This window comes from Rhodoferax sp. XS2R6, assembly GCF_056521365.1.
This window is the reverse complement of the sequence record NZ_JBWMAY010000002.1, coordinates 114,910-132,444: the sequence shown is the minus strand read 5'-3', so window position 1 is coordinate 132,444 and position 17,535 is coordinate 114,910. Positions and strand designations below refer to the sequence as shown.

At 60.1% G+C, this 17,535-nt stretch carries 19 protein-coding genes and 1 tRNA gene; 6 read left to right on the top strand and 14 right to left on the bottom strand.

The window, feature by feature from the left end:
- Nucleotides 1–5: 5 nt before the first annotated feature.
- The 13 genes from nuoF to AC097A_RS07105 form a co-directional block, all read right to left on the bottom strand.
- Nucleotides 6–1,382 carry an NADH-quinone oxidoreductase subunit NuoF gene (gene nuoF / locus AC097A_RS07165; RefSeq protein WP_479620304.1) on the bottom strand — a complete coding sequence of 459 codons (1,377 nt, stop codon included), beginning with the start codon at nt 1,380–1,382 and terminating at the stop codon, nt 6–8.
- Nucleotides 1,382–1,870: an NADH-quinone oxidoreductase subunit NuoE gene (gene nuoE, locus AC097A_RS07160; protein ID WP_105262403.1), complete on the bottom strand. Its 489-nt coding sequence runs from the start codon at nt 1,868–1,870 to the stop codon at nt 1,382–1,384. The genes nuoF and nuoE overlap by 1 nt, the downstream gene beginning before the upstream one ends.
- Nucleotides 1,867–3,120, bottom strand: a complete 1,254-nt coding sequence (locus AC097A_RS07155) for an NADH-quinone oxidoreductase subunit D (protein ID WP_105262402.1) — start codon at nt 3,118–3,120, stop codon at nt 1,867–1,869. The genes nuoE and AC097A_RS07155 overlap by 4 nt, the downstream gene beginning before the upstream one ends.
- 12 nt (nt 3,121–3,132) lie before the next feature.
- Complete coding sequence (locus AC097A_RS07150) at nt 3,133–3,741, bottom strand: NADH-quinone oxidoreductase subunit C (RefSeq protein WP_479620303.1); 609 nt, start codon at nt 3,739–3,741, stop codon at nt 3,133–3,135.
- 8 nt (nt 3,742–3,749) lie between these two features.
- Nucleotides 3,750–4,229 (bottom strand): NuoB/complex I 20 kDa subunit family protein, encoded by a 480-nt coding sequence (locus AC097A_RS07145; RefSeq protein WP_094478019.1) that lies wholly within the window; start codon nt 4,227–4,229, stop codon nt 3,750–3,752.
- 4 nt (nt 4,230–4,233) lie between these two features.
- Nucleotides 4,234–4,593: an NADH-quinone oxidoreductase subunit A gene (locus AC097A_RS07140; protein WP_315479892.1), complete on the bottom strand. Its 360-nt coding sequence runs from the start codon at nt 4,591–4,593 to the stop codon at nt 4,234–4,236.
- 62 nt (nt 4,594–4,655) lie between these two features.
- A tRNA-Leu gene (locus AC097A_RS07135) sits at nt 4,656–4,740 on the bottom strand.
- Between the two features lie 116 nt (nt 4,741–4,856).
- Nucleotides 4,857–5,219, bottom strand: a complete 363-nt coding sequence (gene secG, locus AC097A_RS07130; protein ID WP_105262399.1) for a preprotein translocase subunit SecG — start codon at nt 5,217–5,219, stop codon at nt 4,857–4,859.
- A gap of 34 nt (nt 5,220–5,253) precedes the next feature.
- On the bottom strand, nt 5,254–5,997 hold the full coding sequence (tpiA, locus tag AC097A_RS07125; protein ID WP_315479890.1) for a triose-phosphate isomerase: 744 nt from the start codon (nt 5,995–5,997) through the stop codon (nt 5,254–5,256).
- Nucleotides 5,994–6,989: an NAD(P)H-quinone oxidoreductase gene (locus AC097A_RS07120; RefSeq protein WP_479620302.1), complete on the bottom strand. Its 996-nt coding sequence runs from the start codon at nt 6,987–6,989 to the stop codon at nt 5,994–5,996. The genes tpiA and AC097A_RS07120 overlap by 4 nt, the downstream gene beginning before the upstream one ends.
- Nucleotides 6,990–7,055: 66 nt before the next feature.
- Nucleotides 7,056–9,173, bottom strand: a complete 2,118-nt coding sequence (gene pnp / locus AC097A_RS07115) for a polyribonucleotide nucleotidyltransferase (protein WP_479620301.1) — start codon at nt 9,171–9,173, stop codon at nt 7,056–7,058.
- 220 nt (nt 9,174–9,393) lie between these two features.
- Nucleotides 9,394–9,660 (bottom strand): 30S ribosomal protein S15, encoded by a 267-nt coding sequence (gene rpsO / locus AC097A_RS07110; RefSeq protein ID WP_094478006.1) that lies wholly within the window; start codon nt 9,658–9,660, stop codon nt 9,394–9,396.
- 130 nt (nt 9,661–9,790) lie between these two features.
- Nucleotides 9,791–11,104 (bottom strand): branched-chain amino acid ABC transporter substrate-binding protein, encoded by a 1,314-nt coding sequence (locus AC097A_RS07105; RefSeq protein ID WP_479620300.1) that lies wholly within the window; start codon nt 11,102–11,104, stop codon nt 9,791–9,793.
- A 93-nt stretch (nt 11,105–11,197) separates the two neighbouring features.
- Here AC097A_RS07105 and AC097A_RS07100 point away from each other — a divergent pair, with 93 nt between their 5' ends.
- Nucleotides 11,198–11,587, top strand: a complete 390-nt coding sequence (locus tag AC097A_RS07100; RefSeq protein WP_479620299.1) for an Hsp20/alpha crystallin family protein — start codon at nt 11,198–11,200, stop codon at nt 11,585–11,587.
- A gap of 69 nt (nt 11,588–11,656) precedes the next feature.
- On the opposite strand, the gene tsaD is transcribed toward AC097A_RS07100, so the two are convergent.
- The gene (tsaD, locus tag AC097A_RS07095) at nt 11,657–12,712 is read right to left on the bottom strand and encodes a tRNA (adenosine(37)-N6)-threonylcarbamoyltransferase complex transferase subunit TsaD (protein WP_479620298.1); all 1,056 of its coding nucleotides are present in this window, start codon (nt 12,710–12,712) and stop codon (nt 11,657–11,659) included.
- A gap of 129 nt (nt 12,713–12,841) precedes the next feature.
- Between tsaD and AC097A_RS07090 the strand changes: the two genes are divergently transcribed.
- The 5 genes from AC097A_RS07090 to AC097A_RS07070 all read left to right on the top strand — a co-directional run bounded on the left by AC097A_RS07090 (nt 12,842) and on the right by AC097A_RS07070 (nt 17,450).
- Complete coding sequence (locus AC097A_RS07090) at nt 12,842–13,489, top strand: ANTAR domain-containing response regulator (protein ID WP_105262392.1); 648 nt, start codon at nt 12,842–12,844, stop codon at nt 13,487–13,489.
- A 66-nt stretch (nt 13,490–13,555) separates the two neighbouring features.
- The gene (locus tag AC097A_RS07085; RefSeq protein ID WP_479620297.1) at nt 13,556–14,005 is read left to right on the top strand and encodes a hypothetical protein; all 450 of its coding nucleotides are present in this window, start codon (nt 13,556–13,558) and stop codon (nt 14,003–14,005) included.
- Between the two features lie 372 nt (nt 14,006–14,377).
- Nucleotides 14,378–15,622: an ABC transporter substrate-binding protein gene (locus AC097A_RS07080; protein ID WP_315494558.1), complete on the top strand. Its 1,245-nt coding sequence runs from the start codon at nt 14,378–14,380 to the stop codon at nt 15,620–15,622.
- A 24-nt stretch (nt 15,623–15,646) separates the two neighbouring features.
- On the top strand, nt 15,647–16,576 hold the full coding sequence (ntrB, locus tag AC097A_RS07075) for a nitrate ABC transporter permease (protein ID WP_479620296.1): 930 nt from the start codon (nt 15,647–15,649) through the stop codon (nt 16,574–16,576).
- A 52-nt stretch (nt 16,577–16,628) separates the two neighbouring features.
- A complete protein-coding gene (locus tag AC097A_RS07070) occupies nt 16,629–17,450 on the top strand; it encodes an ABC transporter ATP-binding protein (RefSeq protein ID WP_479620295.1) in 822 nt (273 codons plus the stop codon).
- Nucleotides 17,451–17,535: the final 85 nt, after the last annotated feature.

Sequence of the window (17,535 nt, the reverse complement as noted above, 5' to 3'; positions counted from 1 at the left end):
TTTGCTTAAACGGAGGCCGCGACCATGCTGGTCTTGTGCTCTACGAGGTGCTCAAATTCGTGTCGGTAGTGTTTGATCATGGCGCGCACAGGCATGGCTGCCGCATCACCCAGGGCGCAGATGGTACGCCCCATGATGTTCTCGGCCACGTTGTCCAAAAGCGCCATATCGCTGGGGCGACCTTGGCCCTCCACAATACGGTCCACCATACGCGACAACCAGCCCGTGCCTTCACGGCAGGGCGTGCACTGGCCACAGGACTCATGCATGTAAAAGTAGCTCAGGCGTTGCAAAGCTGTCACCATGCAACGGGTTTCGTCCATCACGATGACCGCACCCGAACCGAGCATCGAGCCAGCCTTGGCAATGGAATCGTAGTCCATGGTGCATTCCATCATGATGGAAGCGGGCAACACGGGTGACGACGATCCACCGGGGATCACGGCCTTCAGTGCCTTACCACCACGCACACCGCCAGCCAGCTCCAACAGCTTGGCAAAGGGTGTACCCATGGGGATTTCGTAGTTGCCAGGGCGCTCTACATCACCGCTGATCGAATAGATCTTGGTCCCACCGTTGTTGGGCTTGCCACACTCCAGGTAGGCTTGGCCGCCGTTGCGGATGATCCAGGGGACCGCCGCAAAGGTTTCGGTGTTGTTGATGGTGGTGGGTTTGCCGTACAGGCCAAAACTGGCCGGGAACGGCGGCTTGAAACGCGGTTGGCCTTTTTTGCCTTCCAGCGATTCCAGCAAGGCGGTTTCCTCGCCACAGATGTAGGCACCAAAACCGTGGGCTGCATGCAGCTGGAAGCTGAAATTGCTGCCCTGAATGTTGTTGCCCAGCAAGCCTGCAGCACGGGCTTCTTCCAACGCCTCTTCAAAACGCTCGTAGGCCGAGAAGATTTCGCCGTGGATGTAGTTGTAGCCCACGCTGATACCCATGGCATAGGCCGCGATGGCCATACCTTCGATCACGATGTGGGGGTTGAACTGCAGAATGTCGCGGTCCTTGCAGGTACCTGGTTCACCCTCGTCCGAGTTGCACACCAGGTACTTCTGCCCCGGAAACTGGCGGGGCATAAAACTCCATTTCAGCCCCGTGGGAAAACCGGCACCGCCGCGCCCGCGCAGCGCTGATTCTTTGACCGTGGCAATTACCTGATCTTGGGTCATGCCCGCGACGCCAGTGTCGCTGTTCGGTGCTTCGCCGTCTTTGCCCAAAATTTTCCGCAAGGCCTGGTAGCCGCCGCGCGCTTCGTAATCTTTCAGCCGCCAGTTGTTGCCGTCCAGTCCTGCGTAGATCTGGGGGTTGATGTGGCGATCATGGAAACAGGTTTGCACGCCGGTGGCGCGAAACTGGGAGAGAAGGTTCTCAACGGTCATCACTTGCCTTCCGTGGCACGCAGGCCATCCACCAACTGGTCCAGCTTGTCGTTGGTCATGAAGCTGCACATGGCGCGGTCGTTGACCAACATCACAGGGGAGTCGGCGCAGGCCCCCAGGCATTCACTCTGCTGCAGGGTGAACAGGCCGTCAGCTGTGGTTTCACCCATGTGGATACCCAGCTTGTGCTCCAGATGGTGCAAGGCCTTCTGGCCATCGCGCAGCTGGCATGGCAGGTTGGTGCATACGTTCAGCTTGAACTTGCCCACCGGACGCTGGTTGTACATGTTGTAGAAAGTGGTCACTTCGTGCACAGCCATGGGCGCCATGCCCAAATGCTCAGCAATCACCTTCTCACTCTCGGCACTCACAAAGCCCAGCTCTTGCTGAACAATGGACAAACAAGCCATCACCGCAGACTGCTTTTGGTCTGCCGGGTACTTGGCCACTTCGCGGTCAAAACGCGCTTTGGTAGCGTCAGAGATCATCGGTCAATCTCTCCAAAAACAATGTCCATGGTGCCAATGATGGACACCGCATCGGCAATCATATGCCCGGTGGCCATCTCGTTGAGGCCCGCCAAATGGGCAAAGCCCGGTGGACGGATCTTCAGGCGGTAAGGTTTATTGGCACCATCGCTCACGATGTAAATACCAAACTCCCCTTTGGGGTGTTCCACGGCCGCGTAAGCTTCCCCTTCGGGCACACGAAAACCTTCGGTGAACAGCTTGAAGTGGTGGATCAACTCTTCCATGCTGGTTTTCATGGATTCGCGCGAAGGTGGTGCCACCTTGTGGTTGTCGGTGATCACCGGACCGGGATTGGCTTTGAGCCAGTCCACACATTGCTTGATGATGTGGTTGGACTGCTTCATCTCTTCCATGCGAACCAAGTAACGGTCGTACACGTCACCGGTCTTGCCCACGGGAATGTCAAAGTCCAGTTGGTCGTAGACCTCATAAGGCTGCTTCTTGCGCAGGTCCCAAGCAATACCGGAACCACGCAGCATGGGGCCGGTAAAGCCCAGGTTCAGCGCACGCTCTGGCGTCACCACACCGATATTCACGGTGCGCTGCTTCCAGATGCGGTTCTCGGTCAACAGGGTGTGGTATTCCTCCAAGCACGCGGGGAAACGCTGTGTGAAGTCTTCGATAAAATCCAACAAGGAACCTTGGCGGTTCTTGTTCAGCTCTTCCACACCTTTGGCATTGCGCACGCGGCTTGCCTTGAACTGAGGCATGGTGTCAGGCAGATCACGGTACACACCACCGGGACGGAAGTAGGCCGCATGCATACGCGCGCCACTGGCCGCCTCATACATGTCAAACAGGTCTTCACGTTCGCGGAAGGTGTAGATCAGGATGGTGGAGCTGCCGCAATCGTTACCATGTGAGCCCAACCACATCAGGTGGTTCAGCAGGCGCGTGATTTCCGAGAACATCACGCGGATGTACTGCGCACGCACCGGCACGTCAATGCCCAGCAATTTTTCAATGGCCAAGCAGTACGCGTGCTCGTTGCACATCATGGACACGTAGTCCAGACGATCCATGTAGGGCAGCGCCTGGATGTAGGTCTTGCTTTCGGCCAGTTTTTCGGTGGCACGGTGCAGCAATCCGATATGCGGATCTGCGCGCTGGATGACTTCGCCGTCCAGCTCCAGCACCAAGCGCAACACACCGTGTGCGGCAGGATGCTGCGGACCAAAGTTCAGGGTGTAGTTTTTAATTTCAGCCATGCATTCAACTGCTTACTGCAGGCCTCCGTAATTGTCTTCGCGGATGATGCGGGGCGTAATTTCGCGGGCTTCAATGGTGACGGGCTGGTAAACCACACGGCCCTGCTCTGCATCAAAACGCATCTCCACATGGCCCGTGGTCGGGAAATCTTTGCGAAAAGGATGGCCGATAAAACCGTAGTCGGTCAGGATACGACGCAAGTCGTTATGGCCTTCGAACACAATACCAAACAGGTCAAAGGCTTCGCGCTCGAACCAGTTCGCAGAATTCCAGATTTCGTTGACGGAAGACACAGAAGGCATGTCGTCATGGGGTGCAAATACCTTGAGACGCAGGCGCTGATTCAAGCTCACCGACAGCAAGTGCATGACAACGGCAAAACGCGGACCTTCGTACGCGCCGGCTTTGTAGTCAGAGTAATCCACACCACACAGGTCCACCAATTGCTCAAACTGGCATCCTGGCGCATCACGCAACAATTTGGCCACCGTCAGCACGTCGGTAGCAGACACCACCAACTCGACTTCACCCAAAGCAGTGGTCAATCGTTTGACCTTGTCACCCAAAACACGCTGCACCGCTTCCTGCGTCGCTTCAGGCCGAATGGAATAAACAGTCATATGTATCCTCAGGCCCGGGCAATGGTTTCAGTGCGACGGATTTTTTGCTGCAACTGCAAGATGCCATACACCAGTGCCTCGGCAGTGGGAGGACAGCCAGGCACATACACATCCACCGGCACAATGCGATCACAGCCACGCACCACGGAATAACTGTAGTGGTAGTAGCCACCCCCATTGGCGCACGAACCCATGCTAATTACCCAGCGTGGCTCGGACATCTGGTCGTAGACCTTGCGCAAGGCAGGAGCCATCTTGTTGCACAAGGTACCCGCCACGATCATCAGATCGGACTGGCGCGGGCTGGCGCGAAACACTTCCGAGCCGAAACGCGAGAGGTCATAACGCGCTGCAGCAGCATGCATCATCTCCACCGCACAGCACGCCAGGCCAAACGTCATCGGCCAAATGGAGCCCGTTTTGGCCCAGTTCATCACCGAGTCGTAACTCGTGGTGACAAACCCTTCTTTGAGAACACCTTCAATCATTGGATCACTCCCAGTCCAGCGCGCCTTTTTTCCACATGTACACGAAGCCGATGGTGAGCACCACCACAAACTCTGCACCGATGAGGAAACCCAGCATTCCGGTTTCTTTCAAGGACACGGCCCACGGAAACAGAAAAGCTGTTTCAAGGTCGAACAAAATGAAGAGGATAGCCACCAGGTAGTAGCGCACATCGAACTTCATGCGTGCGTCTTCGAAAGCTTCGAAGCCGCATTCGTAGGGGGAGTTTTTGGCGGGGTCGGGGCGATTGGGCCCCAGGATGTAGCCAAGTATCTGGGGGACTACGCCCACACCGACACCGACCAGGATGAACAAGAGTACGGGGAGATATTGATCGAGGTTCATCTTGAGATTCTGATCACCGTTACAGCCCAGCCAAGCAGGCCTTGGCTGAGCGGATATTTTTCTGGTGCCTTCGGCGAGACTCGAACTCGCACAGCTTTCGCCACTACCACCTCAAGATAGCGTGTCTACCAATTTCACCACGAAGGCGGCTCTCAGTTGGTGAATTTGCGTGAGGAACCTTGCGGCATTTGCTTATTCACCAGCCCTAGAGTTTACCCTGAATTTACCCTGCCGCCGGCAGGGACAAGGCATTTAAAACCCGGTTACTTGGCCGGAATTTGGGCGGCACCGGTTGCGGGCGCCGCAGGTGCAGATTCGGCTGCAGCAGGCGCGGCAGCGGGAGCGACCACGGCAGCGCCTTCGAGCACCGAGCCGGAGCTGGCGGGACGCAGATTGCCAAAGTAGGCCAGCGCCAGGGTGCAGACGAAAAACACTGTGGCCAAGATAGCCGTGGTGCGGGACAGGAAGTTAGCACTGCCGCTGGCGCCAAACAGGCTGCCGGAACCGCCGCTGCCAAAGGCCGCGCCCATGTCGGCACCCTTGCCGTGCTGAACCAGGATCAGACCAATCATGGCCAGGGCCGACAGCATTTGCACAGTCAGGATGATGGTGACGATAAAACTCATGAACTACTCCTCAATTTAAAAAATCTGCGCAACGTCAAACGGCTGCGGCAATGATGGACAGGAAGTCAGGTGCCTTCAGCGAGGCACCCCCCACCAGCCCACCGTCAATGTCTGCCTGGCCCAGCAACTGGGCGGCATTGGCGGCATTCATGCTGCCACCGTACAGGATCTGCACGCGGTCCGAATGCTCCGTGGCGGCATGCAACTGGGCACGCAACACGGCATGCACCTGCTGCGCCTGCTCGGGACTGGCGGTTTTGCCGGTACCAATGGCCCACACCGGCTCATACGCCACCACGATCTCGCTGATGCAATGGCCGTTGGTGTGGATGACAGCAGCCAGTTGGCGCTTCACCACCTCTTCGGTCAGCCCAGCTTCGCGCTCCTGCAGCGTCTCGCCCACACACACGATGGGTGTGATGCCTGCGGCCAGGGCCTTTTGGGCCTTGTTGGCCACCACAGCATCGGTCTCACCATGGTATTGGCGGCGCTCGGAGTGGCCCACGATGGCATAGCGCACACCCAGGTCGCGCAACATGCCAGCAGACACTTCACCCGTATAGGCACCCGCATCGTAGGCCGACACGTCTTGCGCGCCTACGGCAATGGCGGAGCCTTTTACCAAGGCACCCACCTCTGCCAGATACGGCGCAGGCACACACACAGCAATGTCGCAGGCCGCCTGGCCCACACCGGCCAGCAACTGCTGCACCAGCGCCGCGTTCGCGGCCGTGGAGCCATTCATCTTCCAGTTGCCCGCAATCAGTTTCTTTTTCATGCTGCATCCCACTTCAAAACAATTTTGCCAACGTGCTGGTTGCTCTCCATCAGCGCATGGGCTTTCGCCGCATCGGCTGGGGCAAACACACTGTGAATCACCGCCTTGATGCGCCCGGCGACCAACAAAGGCCAGACCACGCGCAAACAGGAGGCCGCAATCGCAGCCTTGAATGCCACGGGCCGCGCACGCAAGGTGGACCCCGTGATGGTCAGCCGCTTGCGCAGCACCAGCCCGGCGTTGACCTCGCTCTGCACACCGCCCTGCACGGCAATGATTACCAACCGGCCATCGTCTGCCAGGCACTGAACTTCCTTGGCCACATAGGCGCCTGCCACCATGTCCAGCACCACATCCACACCACGCCCCTGGGTGAGGCGCAAGGCCTCAGCCTGGAAGTCCTGGGTTTTGTAGTTGATGGCATGGTCAGCGCCCAGTGCCAGGCAAGCCGCACATTTCTCGTCGCTACCCGCTGTCGCAATCACCGTGGCGCCCAGGGCCTTGGCCAGTTGGATGGCGGTCACACCAATGCCGCTGGTTCCGCCCTGCACCAGCAAGGTTTCCCCGGCTTGCAGACGGCCCCGGTCGAACACATTGCTCCACACGGTGAACAGCGTCTCGGGCAGGCTCGCGGCCTCCACGTCACTCCACCCTGCGGGCACCGGCAGACACTGGCCCACAGGCGCCACACAAAACTCGGCATAACCGCCACCGGCCACCAGGGCGCACACGCGGCCCCCCAACTGGAAGCCGGCAGCCTGCATGGCTTCGGCATCGCCCGACACAATGGTGCCCGCCACTTCCAGCCCCGGGAGGTCGGACGCGCCTGCGGGCGCCGGGTAGTGCCCGGCCCGCTGCAGCACATCAGGCCGATTGATGCCACTGGCCGCCACGCGAATGCACACCTCCCCCACACCTGCAACCGGCGCAGGACGGTCCACCAGACGCAAAACGTCGGGCGGACCGAAGGACGAGATTTCGACAGCTTTCATAGCCAAATCGACTGGCAGCCCCCGTGCTTATTGCGCGAGCAGCTACCAATTCAATAGCAAGGTGGATTAACCGTGCTCGCCGTTTTGGGCGGGGCGGTCCAGCAGTGCTTTCATGGACAGCTTGATTCGGCCCTTTTCATCGGTTTCCATGACCTTGACCTTGACGATCTGGCCTTCGGACAGGTAGTCCGTCACCTTCTCGACGCGCTCGTGGGCGATCTGGCTGATGTGCAGCAGGCCGTCCTTGCCAGGCAACAGGTTGACCAAAGCACCGAAGTCCAGAATCTTGGTGATAGGGCCTTCGTAGACCTTGCCGATTTCGACTTCAGCGGTGATCTGCTCGATGCGGCGCTTGGCTTCTTCGGCCTTGGCGGGATCAGCCGACGCGATGGTGATGGTGCCGTCTTCGTCGATGTTGATTTGCGTGCCGGTTTCTTCGGTCAGCGCGCGGATCACGGAACCGCCCTTGCCGATCACATCACGGATCTTCTCGGGGTTGATCTTCATCGTGAACAGACGTGGTGCGAAGTTGGACACTTCGGTCTTGGCTTCGGCCATGGCGCTTTGCATTTCACCCAGGATGTGCATACGTGCTTCCTTGGCCTGGGCCAACGCGACTTGCATGATTTCCTTGGTGATGCCCTGGATCTTGATGTCCATCTGCAGCGCAGTGATACCGTTGGTGGTACCGGCCACCTTGAAGTCCATATCGCCCAGGTGATCTTCGTCACCCAGGATGTCGGTCAACACGGCAAAGCGGTTGTCGTCCTTGATCAGACCCATGGCGATACCGGCCACGTGCGCCTTCAAAGGCACGCCAGCGTCCATCAGCGACAGGCAGCCGCCGCAGACGGAAGCCATCGACGAGGATCCGTTGGATTCGGTGATTTCCGACACCACACGCATGGTGTAGGGGAACTCTTCTTTCGTTGGCAACACGGCAACCAGTGCGCGCTTGGCCAGACGGCCGTGGCCGATTTCGCGGCGCTTGGGCGTGCCCACGCGACCGGTTTCGCCGGTGGCGAACGGAGGCATGTTGTAGTGCAGCATGAAGCGGTCTTCGTAATCACCGCTCAGAGCGTCGATACGCTGGGCATCGCGCTCGGTACCCAGGGTGGCAATCACCAGAGCCTGGGTTTCGCCGCGTGTGAACAGGGCGGAACCGTGGGTGCGGGGCAGCACTCCGTTGCGGATTTCAATGGCGCGCACGGTGCGGGTGTCGCGGCCGTCGATACGGGGCTCGCCGGCCAGAATCTGGCTGCGCACGATCTTGGCTTCGATGTCGAACAACAGACCTTCCACCGCCACGCTGTCAAATGCAGCGCCGTCGGCCTTCAGGGCAGCCATGACTTCGGAATAAGCAGCGCGGCAGGCTTGGGTACGGGCTTGTTTGTTGCGGATTTGGTAGGCAGCAACCAGCTTGTCCTTGGCCAGGCCGTCGATCTTGGCGATCAGGGCTTCGTCCTTGGCAGGGGCTTTCCAGTCCCACACGGGCTTGCCAGCGTCGCGCACCAGCTCGTGGATCGCGTTGATGGCAATCGCACCTTGTTCGTGACCGAACACCACGGCGCCGAGCATGATTTCTTCGGACAGTTGTTGGGCTTCGGACTCGACCATCAGCACAGCGGCTTCGGTACCAGCAACGACCAGATCCATGATGGAATCTTTGCGTGCGGTCTGGCCGGGGTTCAACACGTATTCGCCGTTGACGTAACCCACGCGGGCTGCACCAATAGGGCCATTGAACGGCACGCCGGACACGGACAAGGCAGCAGACACAGCGATCATCGCAGCGATGTCGGCATCGACTTCAGGGTTCAACGAGACAGTGTGGATCACCACGTGCACTTCGTTAAAGAAACCTTCGGGGAACAGGGGGCGGATCGGGCGGTCGATCAGGCGGGATGTCAGCGTTTCAAACTCGCTGGGGCGGCCTTCGCGCTTGAAGAAGCTGCCGGGGATCTTGCCAGCGGCGTAGGACTTTTCCAGGTAGTCGACCGTCAGGGGAAAGAAGTCTTGACCGGGCTTGCCTTCAGTCTTGGCAACCACAGTGGCCAGCACCACGGTACCGTCCATGTCCAGCAGCACAGCGCCGGTGGACTGGCGAGCGATTTCGCCGGTTTCCATGGTGACCGTGTGTTGGCCCCATTGGAAGGTCTTGGTAACTTTGTTGAAAATACTCATGTCTTATCTCCTGTGAGTTAGGGGTCATGTTTGGGAGGTTTGGGCCACCTCACCCGAGCCCGGAGCCAACATCACAGTCCACGATGCCATTCCAGAAAAACTCCAGTTCTGACTGGAATTACTTTGGAATGACACAGCTTCGCTCTGTTTTTGCCGTCTCCGAAGTAAAAAACGCCTGAGCTAGTGACCTAACTCAGGCGCTTCACATTCGTGGGACCGATTACTTACGCAGACCCAGCTTGGCGATCAGAGCAACATAACGGTCAGCGTCTTTGCTCTTCAGGTAGTCCAACAGCTTGCGGCGACGGGAAACCATGCGCAGCAGACCGCGGCGACCGTGGTGGTCTTTGGCGTGGGTCTTGAAGTGGGGGGTCAGTTCGTTGATACGGGCAGTCAGCAAAGCCACTTGGACTTCGGGGCTGCCGGTATCGCCAGCTTGACGGGCGTTGTCTTTGACAACAGCGGCTTTGATGCTAGATGCAATCATGTGTTTTCCTAAGATTTTGGGACTGCACCAGAGGCGCCGTCCCGGTTTGTACAACTTGCGCCAAGTGCTGGAACTGCGCTTGGCGTGCGCCCTGCCGAATGCAAAGCCGCTCGATTATAACCCGGTCGCGTCAGGGACGCACCATCTTGCAGCTGCTGGCCTGCTCGGCCGCCGCCGCGGGCACAGTTTTCACCACGCGAAATCCGTAACCCGAACCTTCCACGTCAAATTTGACGCCGGGCGTGCCCTGGCGCTCCATCGTGCCCACCACCAGTGTTTGCTGGAATTGGTGGTCGGCCGCGCGCATGGTGCCCGTTTGACCACTAAAAGTGACGTTAGCCCGCTCCAGTTGTGCGGCGAAAGCTACCATATCGATAGCGCCATTGGCGCCCACCCCACCCTGCTTGCCGGCGGCCTCCAGGCTTTGGGCCAGCGCTTCCACCAACAACTGCATGCGCATGTGGACATAGTCGTCTTCGGGCTTGGGGTAGCGCACGCGGAAGGACTTGTAAAACGCCTCGCTGGCGGCGGTCTGCACATTGGGCAGCCAGTCGGCCACGGCCACCACCTTGCCAATGCCCGCATCGCCAATGGCGGCCGGGGCGCCAAGCGCGTTGCCGTAGAAGGTGTAGAACTTGCCGTCAAAACCCACGTCCTTGGCCGCTTTGATGAGCAGGCTCAGGTCATTGCCAAAGTTGCCCGTGATCACGGCACCGGCGCCGCTGGCCTTGATCTTGGTGGCATAGGGCAAAAAGTCTTTCACGCGGCCCAGGGGGTGCAGCTCGTCGCCCACCACCTGCACGTCGGGGCGCAACACGCCCAGCTGGCGTTTGGCCTCGCGACCCACGGCCTGGCCGAAGCTGTAGTCCTGGCCAATGATGTAAACACTTTTGAGTGCCTTGTCGTCCTTGAGCACATCCATGAGTGCGGCCATGCGCATGTCGGAGTGGGCGTCAAAGCGGAAATGCCAGAAGCTGCACTTCTCGTTCGTCAGCTCGGGCAGCACGGCGGCGTAGTTGAGGAACAACACGCGGCGCGCCGGGTCACGTTCGTTGTGTTTGTTGATGGCGTCGATCAGCGAAGCCGCCACACCCGAGGAATTGCCCTGCAGGATGACGCGCGCACCGCCGTCGATGGCCGAACGCAGTGCCGACAGCGCCTCTTCGGTCTGGCCCTTGCTGTCAAAACGCTCCAGCTGCAACAGCTGGTTGCCGCCCGCGCCGGCGGGCAGCTTCACGCCACCGCGGGCATTCACACGCTCCACCGCCCAGACGAAGTTGCGGAACCCGGCTTCACCACCGCTGGCGTTGGCGCCGCTAAAGCCTTCAATGATGGCAATTTTGATCGCCGAGGGGGTTTGGGCGAAGGCGCTGGCGAGCGACAAAGTGGACGCAAATAGCGCTGCTGCGCCCAATTTCAAGACCTGGCGGGAAAGAATAAACATGGGAAATTTCTCTTGAAATGAGAGGGAAAGCGCTCAGCTTGGGAACATGCGGCGATCGCTGTGAGAGCCGCGCAGTGTACTAGGAGTCACACCATGTTTTTTGCCTCTGCACCTTCCGCTTTCCAGTCCGCCGTGCGCCGCCCCGCTTATGCCCACGCAGGCCGTTCCGTCGAGCGTTTCATCGATGACACCTTGTTCTCGGCCCGCCAAAGCGCCGGCGCCTACAAGCAGGACGAAACCTCGTTCACCCTGACGCTGGACATGCCCGGCATTGCCAAGGAGCAGCTGAGCATTGCCATCGAAGGTGCGGTCGTTCGCATCCAGAGCAAGGAAGACGCCCCCCGCCGCTACCGCGCTGCTTACGAACTGCCCCAGGACGTGGACAGCGCACTGAGCGAAGCCAAGCTGGAAAACGGTGTGCTGACCCTGAAGCTGGCCAAAAAAGTGCCGGTGAACAACGCCACCGAACTGACCATCCAGTAAAGCCCGACCGCCAGCAGCTATCAATTCAATAGCTGCTGGCGCTTATTCCACGTAGGCTAGAGGCTAGTTTTACAGTAAATGCAGGGGCCAGCGGGGCTTGACGTCGAACGCGTAGGTCTTGCTGGCCTGTTGCAAGCCACTTTGCAGCCGCATGGCGGCGGCCATGGCAATCATGGCGCCGTTGTCGGTGCACAGGTGCAGCTCGGGGTAGTGCACGCGCACACCGCGCTTGGCGCACTCGGCATTCAGCAGCTCGCGCAGCTTGCGGTTGGCGCCCACGCCACCCGCCACCACCAGGCGCTTCAAGCCGGTTTGTTTGATGGCTGCCATCGATTTTTTCAACAGCACCTCCACAATCGCCGCCTGCGTAGACGCCGCCAAATCGGCCTGCTGCTGGTGCGGCAATGCGTCGAACACGCTGACTGCACCCGCAGCCACCATACGTTGGCTTTGCACCAGCACCGCCGTTTTCAGGCCAGCAAATGAAAAGTCCAGGTTGCCGCTGTGCAGCAGCGGCCGCGGCAGCTGGTAGGCCGTGGGGCTGCCCTCCTCCGCCAGCTTGGACAGCAGCGGCCCGCCGGGGTAGGCCAGGCCCATGAGCTTGGCGGATTTGTCAAAAGCCTCGCCCGCCGCATCGTCAATGGTTTCGCCCAGCAGCTCGTAGCGGCCCACGCCGTCCACACGCATGAGCTGGGTGTGGCCGCCAGACACCAGTAAGGCCACAAACGGGAATTCGGGGGGATCTGCACTTAGGAATGGGGACAGCAAATGCCCTTCCAGGTGGTGCACGCCCAGCACGGGCTTGTCCAGCGCCGCGCCCAGGGCGCAGGCCACACCGGCACCCACCAGCAAGGCACCGGCCAAACCAGGGCCGCGGGTGTAAGCCACCACATCCACGTCTTGCAGGCTGTGGCCGCTCTCATTCAGCACCTGCTGGGTCAGCGGCAGCACGCGGCGTATGTGGTCGCGGCTGGCCAGCTCGGGCACCACGCCGCCATAGGCCTGGTGCATCTCGATCTGGCTGTGCAGCGCGTGGGCCAGCAGTGTGGGCACGGCGCTGCCCTGCGACTGCACCATGGCCACGCCTGTTTCGTCACACGAGGACTCGATTCCCAACACCAGCATTGCTTGTTTCCTTCAGAGCCGCCGAGTTTAGAGGATGGGCCCTTCACCCCCCTAAAACCGCAGCCTTGCGCACTAGACTGGTGCGCCGCAACGCAGACTGGCGCGACTTTTGCATGCCATGATGCCCATATGACCGAGCCGCTTCGCATCGTCGTGATCAACTCAGACTTGCAGGTCGACGACCCGCAGGACACCCACGCGCTGGACCAGGCCGAACGCTCGCGCAGCCTGCGTATCGGGTTGCTGGAAAACGGTTTCAACCTGGTGGCCTCGCTGCCCGCCGACGTCTACCTGACCGAGCGCCTGGCCCAGCTGCAGCCGGACATGATCATTGTGGACGCCGAAAGCGACGCGCGTGACGCGCTGGAGCACGTGGTGATGGCCACGCGCGACGAGCGCCGCCCCATCGTCATGTTCACCAACGACAACGACAGCGGCAACGCGCGTGCCGCAGTGGCAGCCGGTGTGTCGGCCTACATCGTGGCGGGCCTGCAGGCCGAGCGCATCCGCCCGATTCTGGATGTGGCCATGGCCCGCTTCCAGCATGAACAGGCCTTGCGCCAGGAGCTGGCCAACACCCGCAGTGAACTGCATGAACTCTCCGCCGCCCTGCAAGACCGCAAGGTGATTGACCGCGCCAAGGCCCTGCTGATGCAGCGCCAGCAGCTCAGCGAAGAAGCCGCCTACGCCAAGCTGCGCAAAACGGCCATGGACAAAAACCTCAAGATTGTGGAAGTGGCCCAGCGCATGCTGGATGTGGCCGACCTGTTGTCCTGACAGAGGCACACAACTGGTTACGCCTGGTTAACACATGGGGAACATTCGAGGACTATGCTGAACACTATGTCACACGAAATCCCCATTGAACAACTGGCCGCCGAGGTGTACGACGCTGCGCCCGGTGCTGTGCAGGAGCGCATGGTGTCGCAACTGGTGGGGAAAATCTACGAAACCGCACCCGTAACGGTACGGAGCACACTCATCCTGCACCTGATGAAACCGTTGGGCGTGTTGTCCCTGGTGGCGGTGGCCGACGGCATCTTTGCCAAGATCCGCTTTCGCAGCGGCTGGCCCGAAGTGCAAGTGTTGCCCGACGATGTGAAAAATGTGGAACCCCACGACGTAGTGGCGCTAACGCACTATGCGCAGCAGGTCAGCGTGCACGTGCTGGACGGACTGGCTCGGGTCGTCATGGCCTCGCCGGTGCTGGCCACCTCTGCCGCTGCGGCCCTGCTGGTCCACATCCTGGTGCAGCGCAGCCGCGCAGATCGCCGCACCGAACACCGCGGCTAGTCACGCCGGGTACCCGCCCCAAACTACGGCGTAGGCGCCTGCCCCTGGGGCATTTTCCTGCTTTGGTGCAGTGCACAAAACCGGTGCGCCACATCCATTTTTTAATGAAATAGGCCTCTAGCGCCCGTAGTCATTGCGCAAGCAGCTCCTAAATTCATAGCACACCACAGCAACAACAAGCTGGCACAGACATTGCATTAATCCCTGCGAGACCGGCAACGGTCATGCACTGGGCTCCACCTAACGGCGGGTGGGTTCCATGCAACAGGACAAAGGCGTCCCCACGGGTTCACTTGCGCACCGCGCAGCGAACCCAGTGCGGACGCCTTTTTTGTTTTTCGTTTTGTGTTTTTCACTTTTGGAGCTTGTGCCATGACAGACCTTTTGAAAGCCAAACTCAGCCGCCGTGCTGTTCTGCAAACTGCCGCCGTGGGCGCCATTGGCATCGACCCTGCGCTGCGCGCTGCGGTGTACGCCGCGGGCTCGGACGCTCCGGAGAAAACCGAAGTCAAGATTGGCTTCATCCCGCTGACCGATTGCGCCAGTGTGGTCATGGCCTCGGTGCTGGGCATCGACAAAAAATACGGCGTCACCATCATCCCCAGCAAAGAAGCCAGCTGGGCCGGTGTGCGCGACAAGCTGGTCAACGGCGAGCTGGACTTTGCCCACGTGTTGTACGGCCTGGTCTACGGCGTGCACCTGGGTATTGGCGGCCCCAAGAAAGATATGGCCGTGCTGATGAACCTGAACCACAACGGCCAGGCCATCACGCTGTCCAAGAAGCTGGCTGAAAAAGGCGCGGTAGACGGTGCCGGTCTGGCCAAACTCATGGCTAGCGAGAAGCGTGAATACACCTTTGCCCAGACCTTCCCCACCGGCACCCACGCCATGTGGCTGTACTACTGGATGGCAGCCCACGGCATCAACCCCATGAAAGACTCCAAGGTCATCACCGTGCCGCCCCCCCAGATGGTAGCGAACATGCGTGTGGGCAATATGGACGGCTACTGCGTGGGCGAACCCTGGAACCACCGCGCCATCATCGACGGCATTGGTGTGACAGCAGCCACCACCCAGGACATCTGGAAGGACCACCCCGAAAAGGTGCTGGGCACCACCGGTGATTTCGTCAAAAAGTACCCCAACACCGCGCGCGCCGTGACCGCCGCGATCCTGGAAGCCGGCAAGTGGATCGACGCCAGCCTGTCCAACAAAAACAAGATGGCCGAAACCATTGCCGACAAGAGCTACGTGAACACCAGCGTGGACGCGATCAACCAGCGCATCCTGGGCCGTTACCAAAACGGCATGGGCAAGACCTGGGACGACCCCAACCACATGAAGTTCTTCAACGAAGGCACGGTCAACTTCCCTTACCTGTCGGACGGCATGTGGTTCCTGACCCAACACAAGCGTTGGGGCTTGCTGAAAGACCACCCCGACTACCTGGGCGTGGCCAAACAAATCAACCAGATCGACATCTACAAACAAGCCGCTGCGGCCAGCAAAACACCGCTGCCCAAGAGCGATATGCGCAGCAGCAAGTTCATCGACGGCGTGGTCTGGGATGGCAAAGATCCCAAGAAGTACGCCGACGGATTCAAGGTCAAAGCCTAAGTCACCCCACCCAAGGAGACCACCATGGTCAGTGCTGTCTTTCACTCTCCCCTGGCCGCCGCGGCCGAGGGGTCTGCTATCAAAACAGAAGCTGCTTCCGCAGATTCAACAAGGGCTGCAGCCCAAAAACCTGTGCAAACCGTAGCCTCCAAGCCGAGCACGCCCGGTTTTGACTGGCGCGGCCTGCTGCTACAGGTGGTACCGCCCCTGTGCGGCATCGCCCTGCTGGTCGGCATCTGGGCCCTGGTGAGTGTGGGGACCGGGGCCAGCATCCCTGGCCCGCTGGAAACCTGGAAACAAGCCGTCATCTTGTTCAGCGATCCGTTCTACAGCAAAGGCCCCAACGACCAGGGCGTGGGCTGGAACGTGCTGTTCTCGCTGGAACGTGTGGCGCTGGGCTTTGGCCTAGCCGCTGCGGTGGGCATTCCGGCGGGTTTCATGATCGGTCGTTTCGAGTTTTTGAGCCGCATGTTCAACCCGCTGATCAGCCTGCTGCGCCCCGTGTCGCCACTGGCCTGGTTGCCGATTGGCCTCTTGGTGTTCAAGGGTGCCAACCCCGCCGCCATCTGGACCATCTTCATCTGCTCCATCTGGCCCATGATCATCAACACCGCGGTGGGTGTGCAACGTGTGCCGCAGGACTACATGAACGTGGCGCGTGTGCTGAACCTGAGCGAGTGGAAGATCGTGACCAAGATCCTGTTCCCCTCGGTGCTGCCCTACATGCTGACCGGCGTGCGCCTGGCAGTCGGCACGGCCTGGCTGGTGATTGTGGCGGCCGAGATGCTGACCGGTGGCGTGGGCATTGGCTTCTGGGTCTGGGACGAGTGGAACAACCTGAACGTCAAGAACATCATCATCGCGATCTTTGTGATCGGCATCGTGGGCCTGCTGCTGGAGTACGCCCTGATCAAACTGGCCACCGCATTTACGTTTGAAGAGGTGAAAAGCTAGCAACTTTGCGGGACAGATCTTTAGCTCTGTCCTCAACTGATTAGGAAAAACTATGCAAAAGTACATCGAAATCCAGGGCGTCGAACAAACCTTCAAAACCAAAAAGGGCCTGTTCCCCGCGCTGCGCGACATCAACCTCACCGTCGCCAAAGGCGAGTTTGTGGCCCTCATCGGCCACAGCGGCTGCGGCAAGTCCACGCTGCTGAACCTGATTGCAGGCCTCACCACCCCCACCGCTGGCAACCTGCTGTGCGCCAACCGCGAAATCGCCGGCCCCGGCCCCGAACGCGCCGTGGTGTTCCAGAACCATTCGCTCTTGCCGTGGCTCACCTGTTTTGAGAATGTGTACCTGGGTGTGGAGCGCGTGTTTGGTGCAGGCGCCAAAAGCACCGGTGCCCCGTCTGAAAACAAGGCCCAGCTCAAGGCCCGCACCGATGCCGCGCTGGCCCTGGTGGGCCTGACGGCTGCGGCGCAAAAACGCCCGGGCGAAATCAGCGGTGGCATGAAGCAGCGTGTGGGCATTGCCCGCGCCCTGGCCATGGAACCCAAAGTGCTGCTGATGGACGAACCCTTTGGCGCGCTGGACGCCCTGACCCGCGCCAAGCTGCAGGACGAGCTGCTGGAGATCGTGGCGCGCACCCAAAGCACCGTGGTGATGGTGACGCACGATGTGGACGAAGCCGTGCTGCTGTCCGACAAGATCGTGATGATGACCAACGGCCCAGCCGCCACCATTGGCGAGGTGCTGAGTGTGGACCTGCCGCGCCCACGCAACCGCGTGGCCCTGGCAGACAGCCCGCAGTACCTGCAGTACCGCAAGGCCGTGATCGACTTTTTGTATACACGCCAGGCCCACGTCGAAAAGGCAGCCTGACCCCCTCCTGGCCCGCGGCAAATGCCCCAGGCCAGCACGGCACCTCCCATTGCGGCGCACACAAGTTGTGCGCCGCACCATTTCA

Bases quoted from the DNA above. Each gene is read 5' to 3' on its own strand.
- nuoF (WP_479620304.1), bottom strand. From the start codon at position 1,382: ATGACCGTTGAGAACCTTCTCTCCCAGTTTCGCGCCACCGGCGTGCAA.
- nuoE (WP_105262403.1), bottom strand. From the start codon at position 1,870: ATGATCTCTGACGCTACCAAAGCGCGTTTTGACCGCGAAGTGGCCAAG.
- AC097A_RS07155 (WP_105262402.1), bottom strand. From the start codon at position 3,120: ATGGCTGAAATTAAAAACTACACCCTGAACTTTGGTCCGCAGCATCCT.
- AC097A_RS07150 (WP_479620303.1), bottom strand. From the start codon at position 3,741: ATGACTGTTTATTCCATTCGGCCTGAAGCGACGCAGGAAGCGGTGCAG.
- AC097A_RS07145 (WP_094478019.1), bottom strand. From the start codon at position 4,229: ATGATTGAAGGTGTTCTCAAAGAAGGGTTTGTCACCACGAGTTACGAC.
- AC097A_RS07140 (WP_315479892.1), bottom strand. From the start codon at position 4,593: ATGAACCTCGATCAATATCTCCCCGTACTCTTGTTCATCCTGGTCGGT.
- secG (WP_105262399.1), bottom strand. From the start codon at position 5,219: ATGAGTTTTATCGTCACCATCATCCTGACTGTGCAAATGCTGTCGGCC.
- tpiA (WP_315479890.1), bottom strand. From the start codon at position 5,997: ATGAAAAAGAAACTGATTGCGGGCAACTGGAAGATGAATGGCTCCACG.
- AC097A_RS07120 (WP_479620302.1), bottom strand. From the start codon at position 6,989: ATGAAAGCTGTCGAAATCTCGTCCTTCGGTCCGCCCGACGTTTTGCGT.
- pnp (WP_479620301.1), bottom strand. From the start codon at position 9,173: ATGAGTATTTTCAACAAAGTTACCAAGACCTTCCAATGGGGCCAACAC.
- rpsO (WP_094478006.1), bottom strand. From the start codon at position 9,660: ATGATTGCATCTAGCATCAAAGCCGCTGTTGTCAAAGACAACGCCCGT.
- AC097A_RS07105 (WP_479620300.1), bottom strand. From the start codon at position 11,104: ATGTTTATTCTTTCCCGCCAGGTCTTGAAATTGGGCGCAGCAGCGCTA.
- AC097A_RS07100 (WP_479620299.1), top strand. From the start codon at position 11,198: ATGTTTTTTGCCTCTGCACCTTCCGCTTTCCAGTCCGCCGTGCGCCGC.
- tsaD (WP_479620298.1), bottom strand. From the start codon at position 12,712: ATGCTGGTGTTGGGAATCGAGTCCTCGTGTGACGAAACAGGCGTGGCC.
- AC097A_RS07090 (WP_105262392.1), top strand. From the start codon at position 12,842: ATGACCGAGCCGCTTCGCATCGTCGTGATCAACTCAGACTTGCAGGTC.
- AC097A_RS07085 (WP_479620297.1), top strand. From the start codon at position 13,556: ATGTCACACGAAATCCCCATTGAACAACTGGCCGCCGAGGTGTACGAC.
- AC097A_RS07080 (WP_315494558.1), top strand. From the start codon at position 14,378: ATGACAGACCTTTTGAAAGCCAAACTCAGCCGCCGTGCTGTTCTGCAA.
- ntrB (WP_479620296.1), top strand. From the start codon at position 15,647: ATGGTCAGTGCTGTCTTTCACTCTCCCCTGGCCGCCGCGGCCGAGGGG.
- AC097A_RS07070 (WP_479620295.1), top strand. From the start codon at position 16,629: ATGCAAAAGTACATCGAAATCCAGGGCGTCGAACAAACCTTCAAAACC.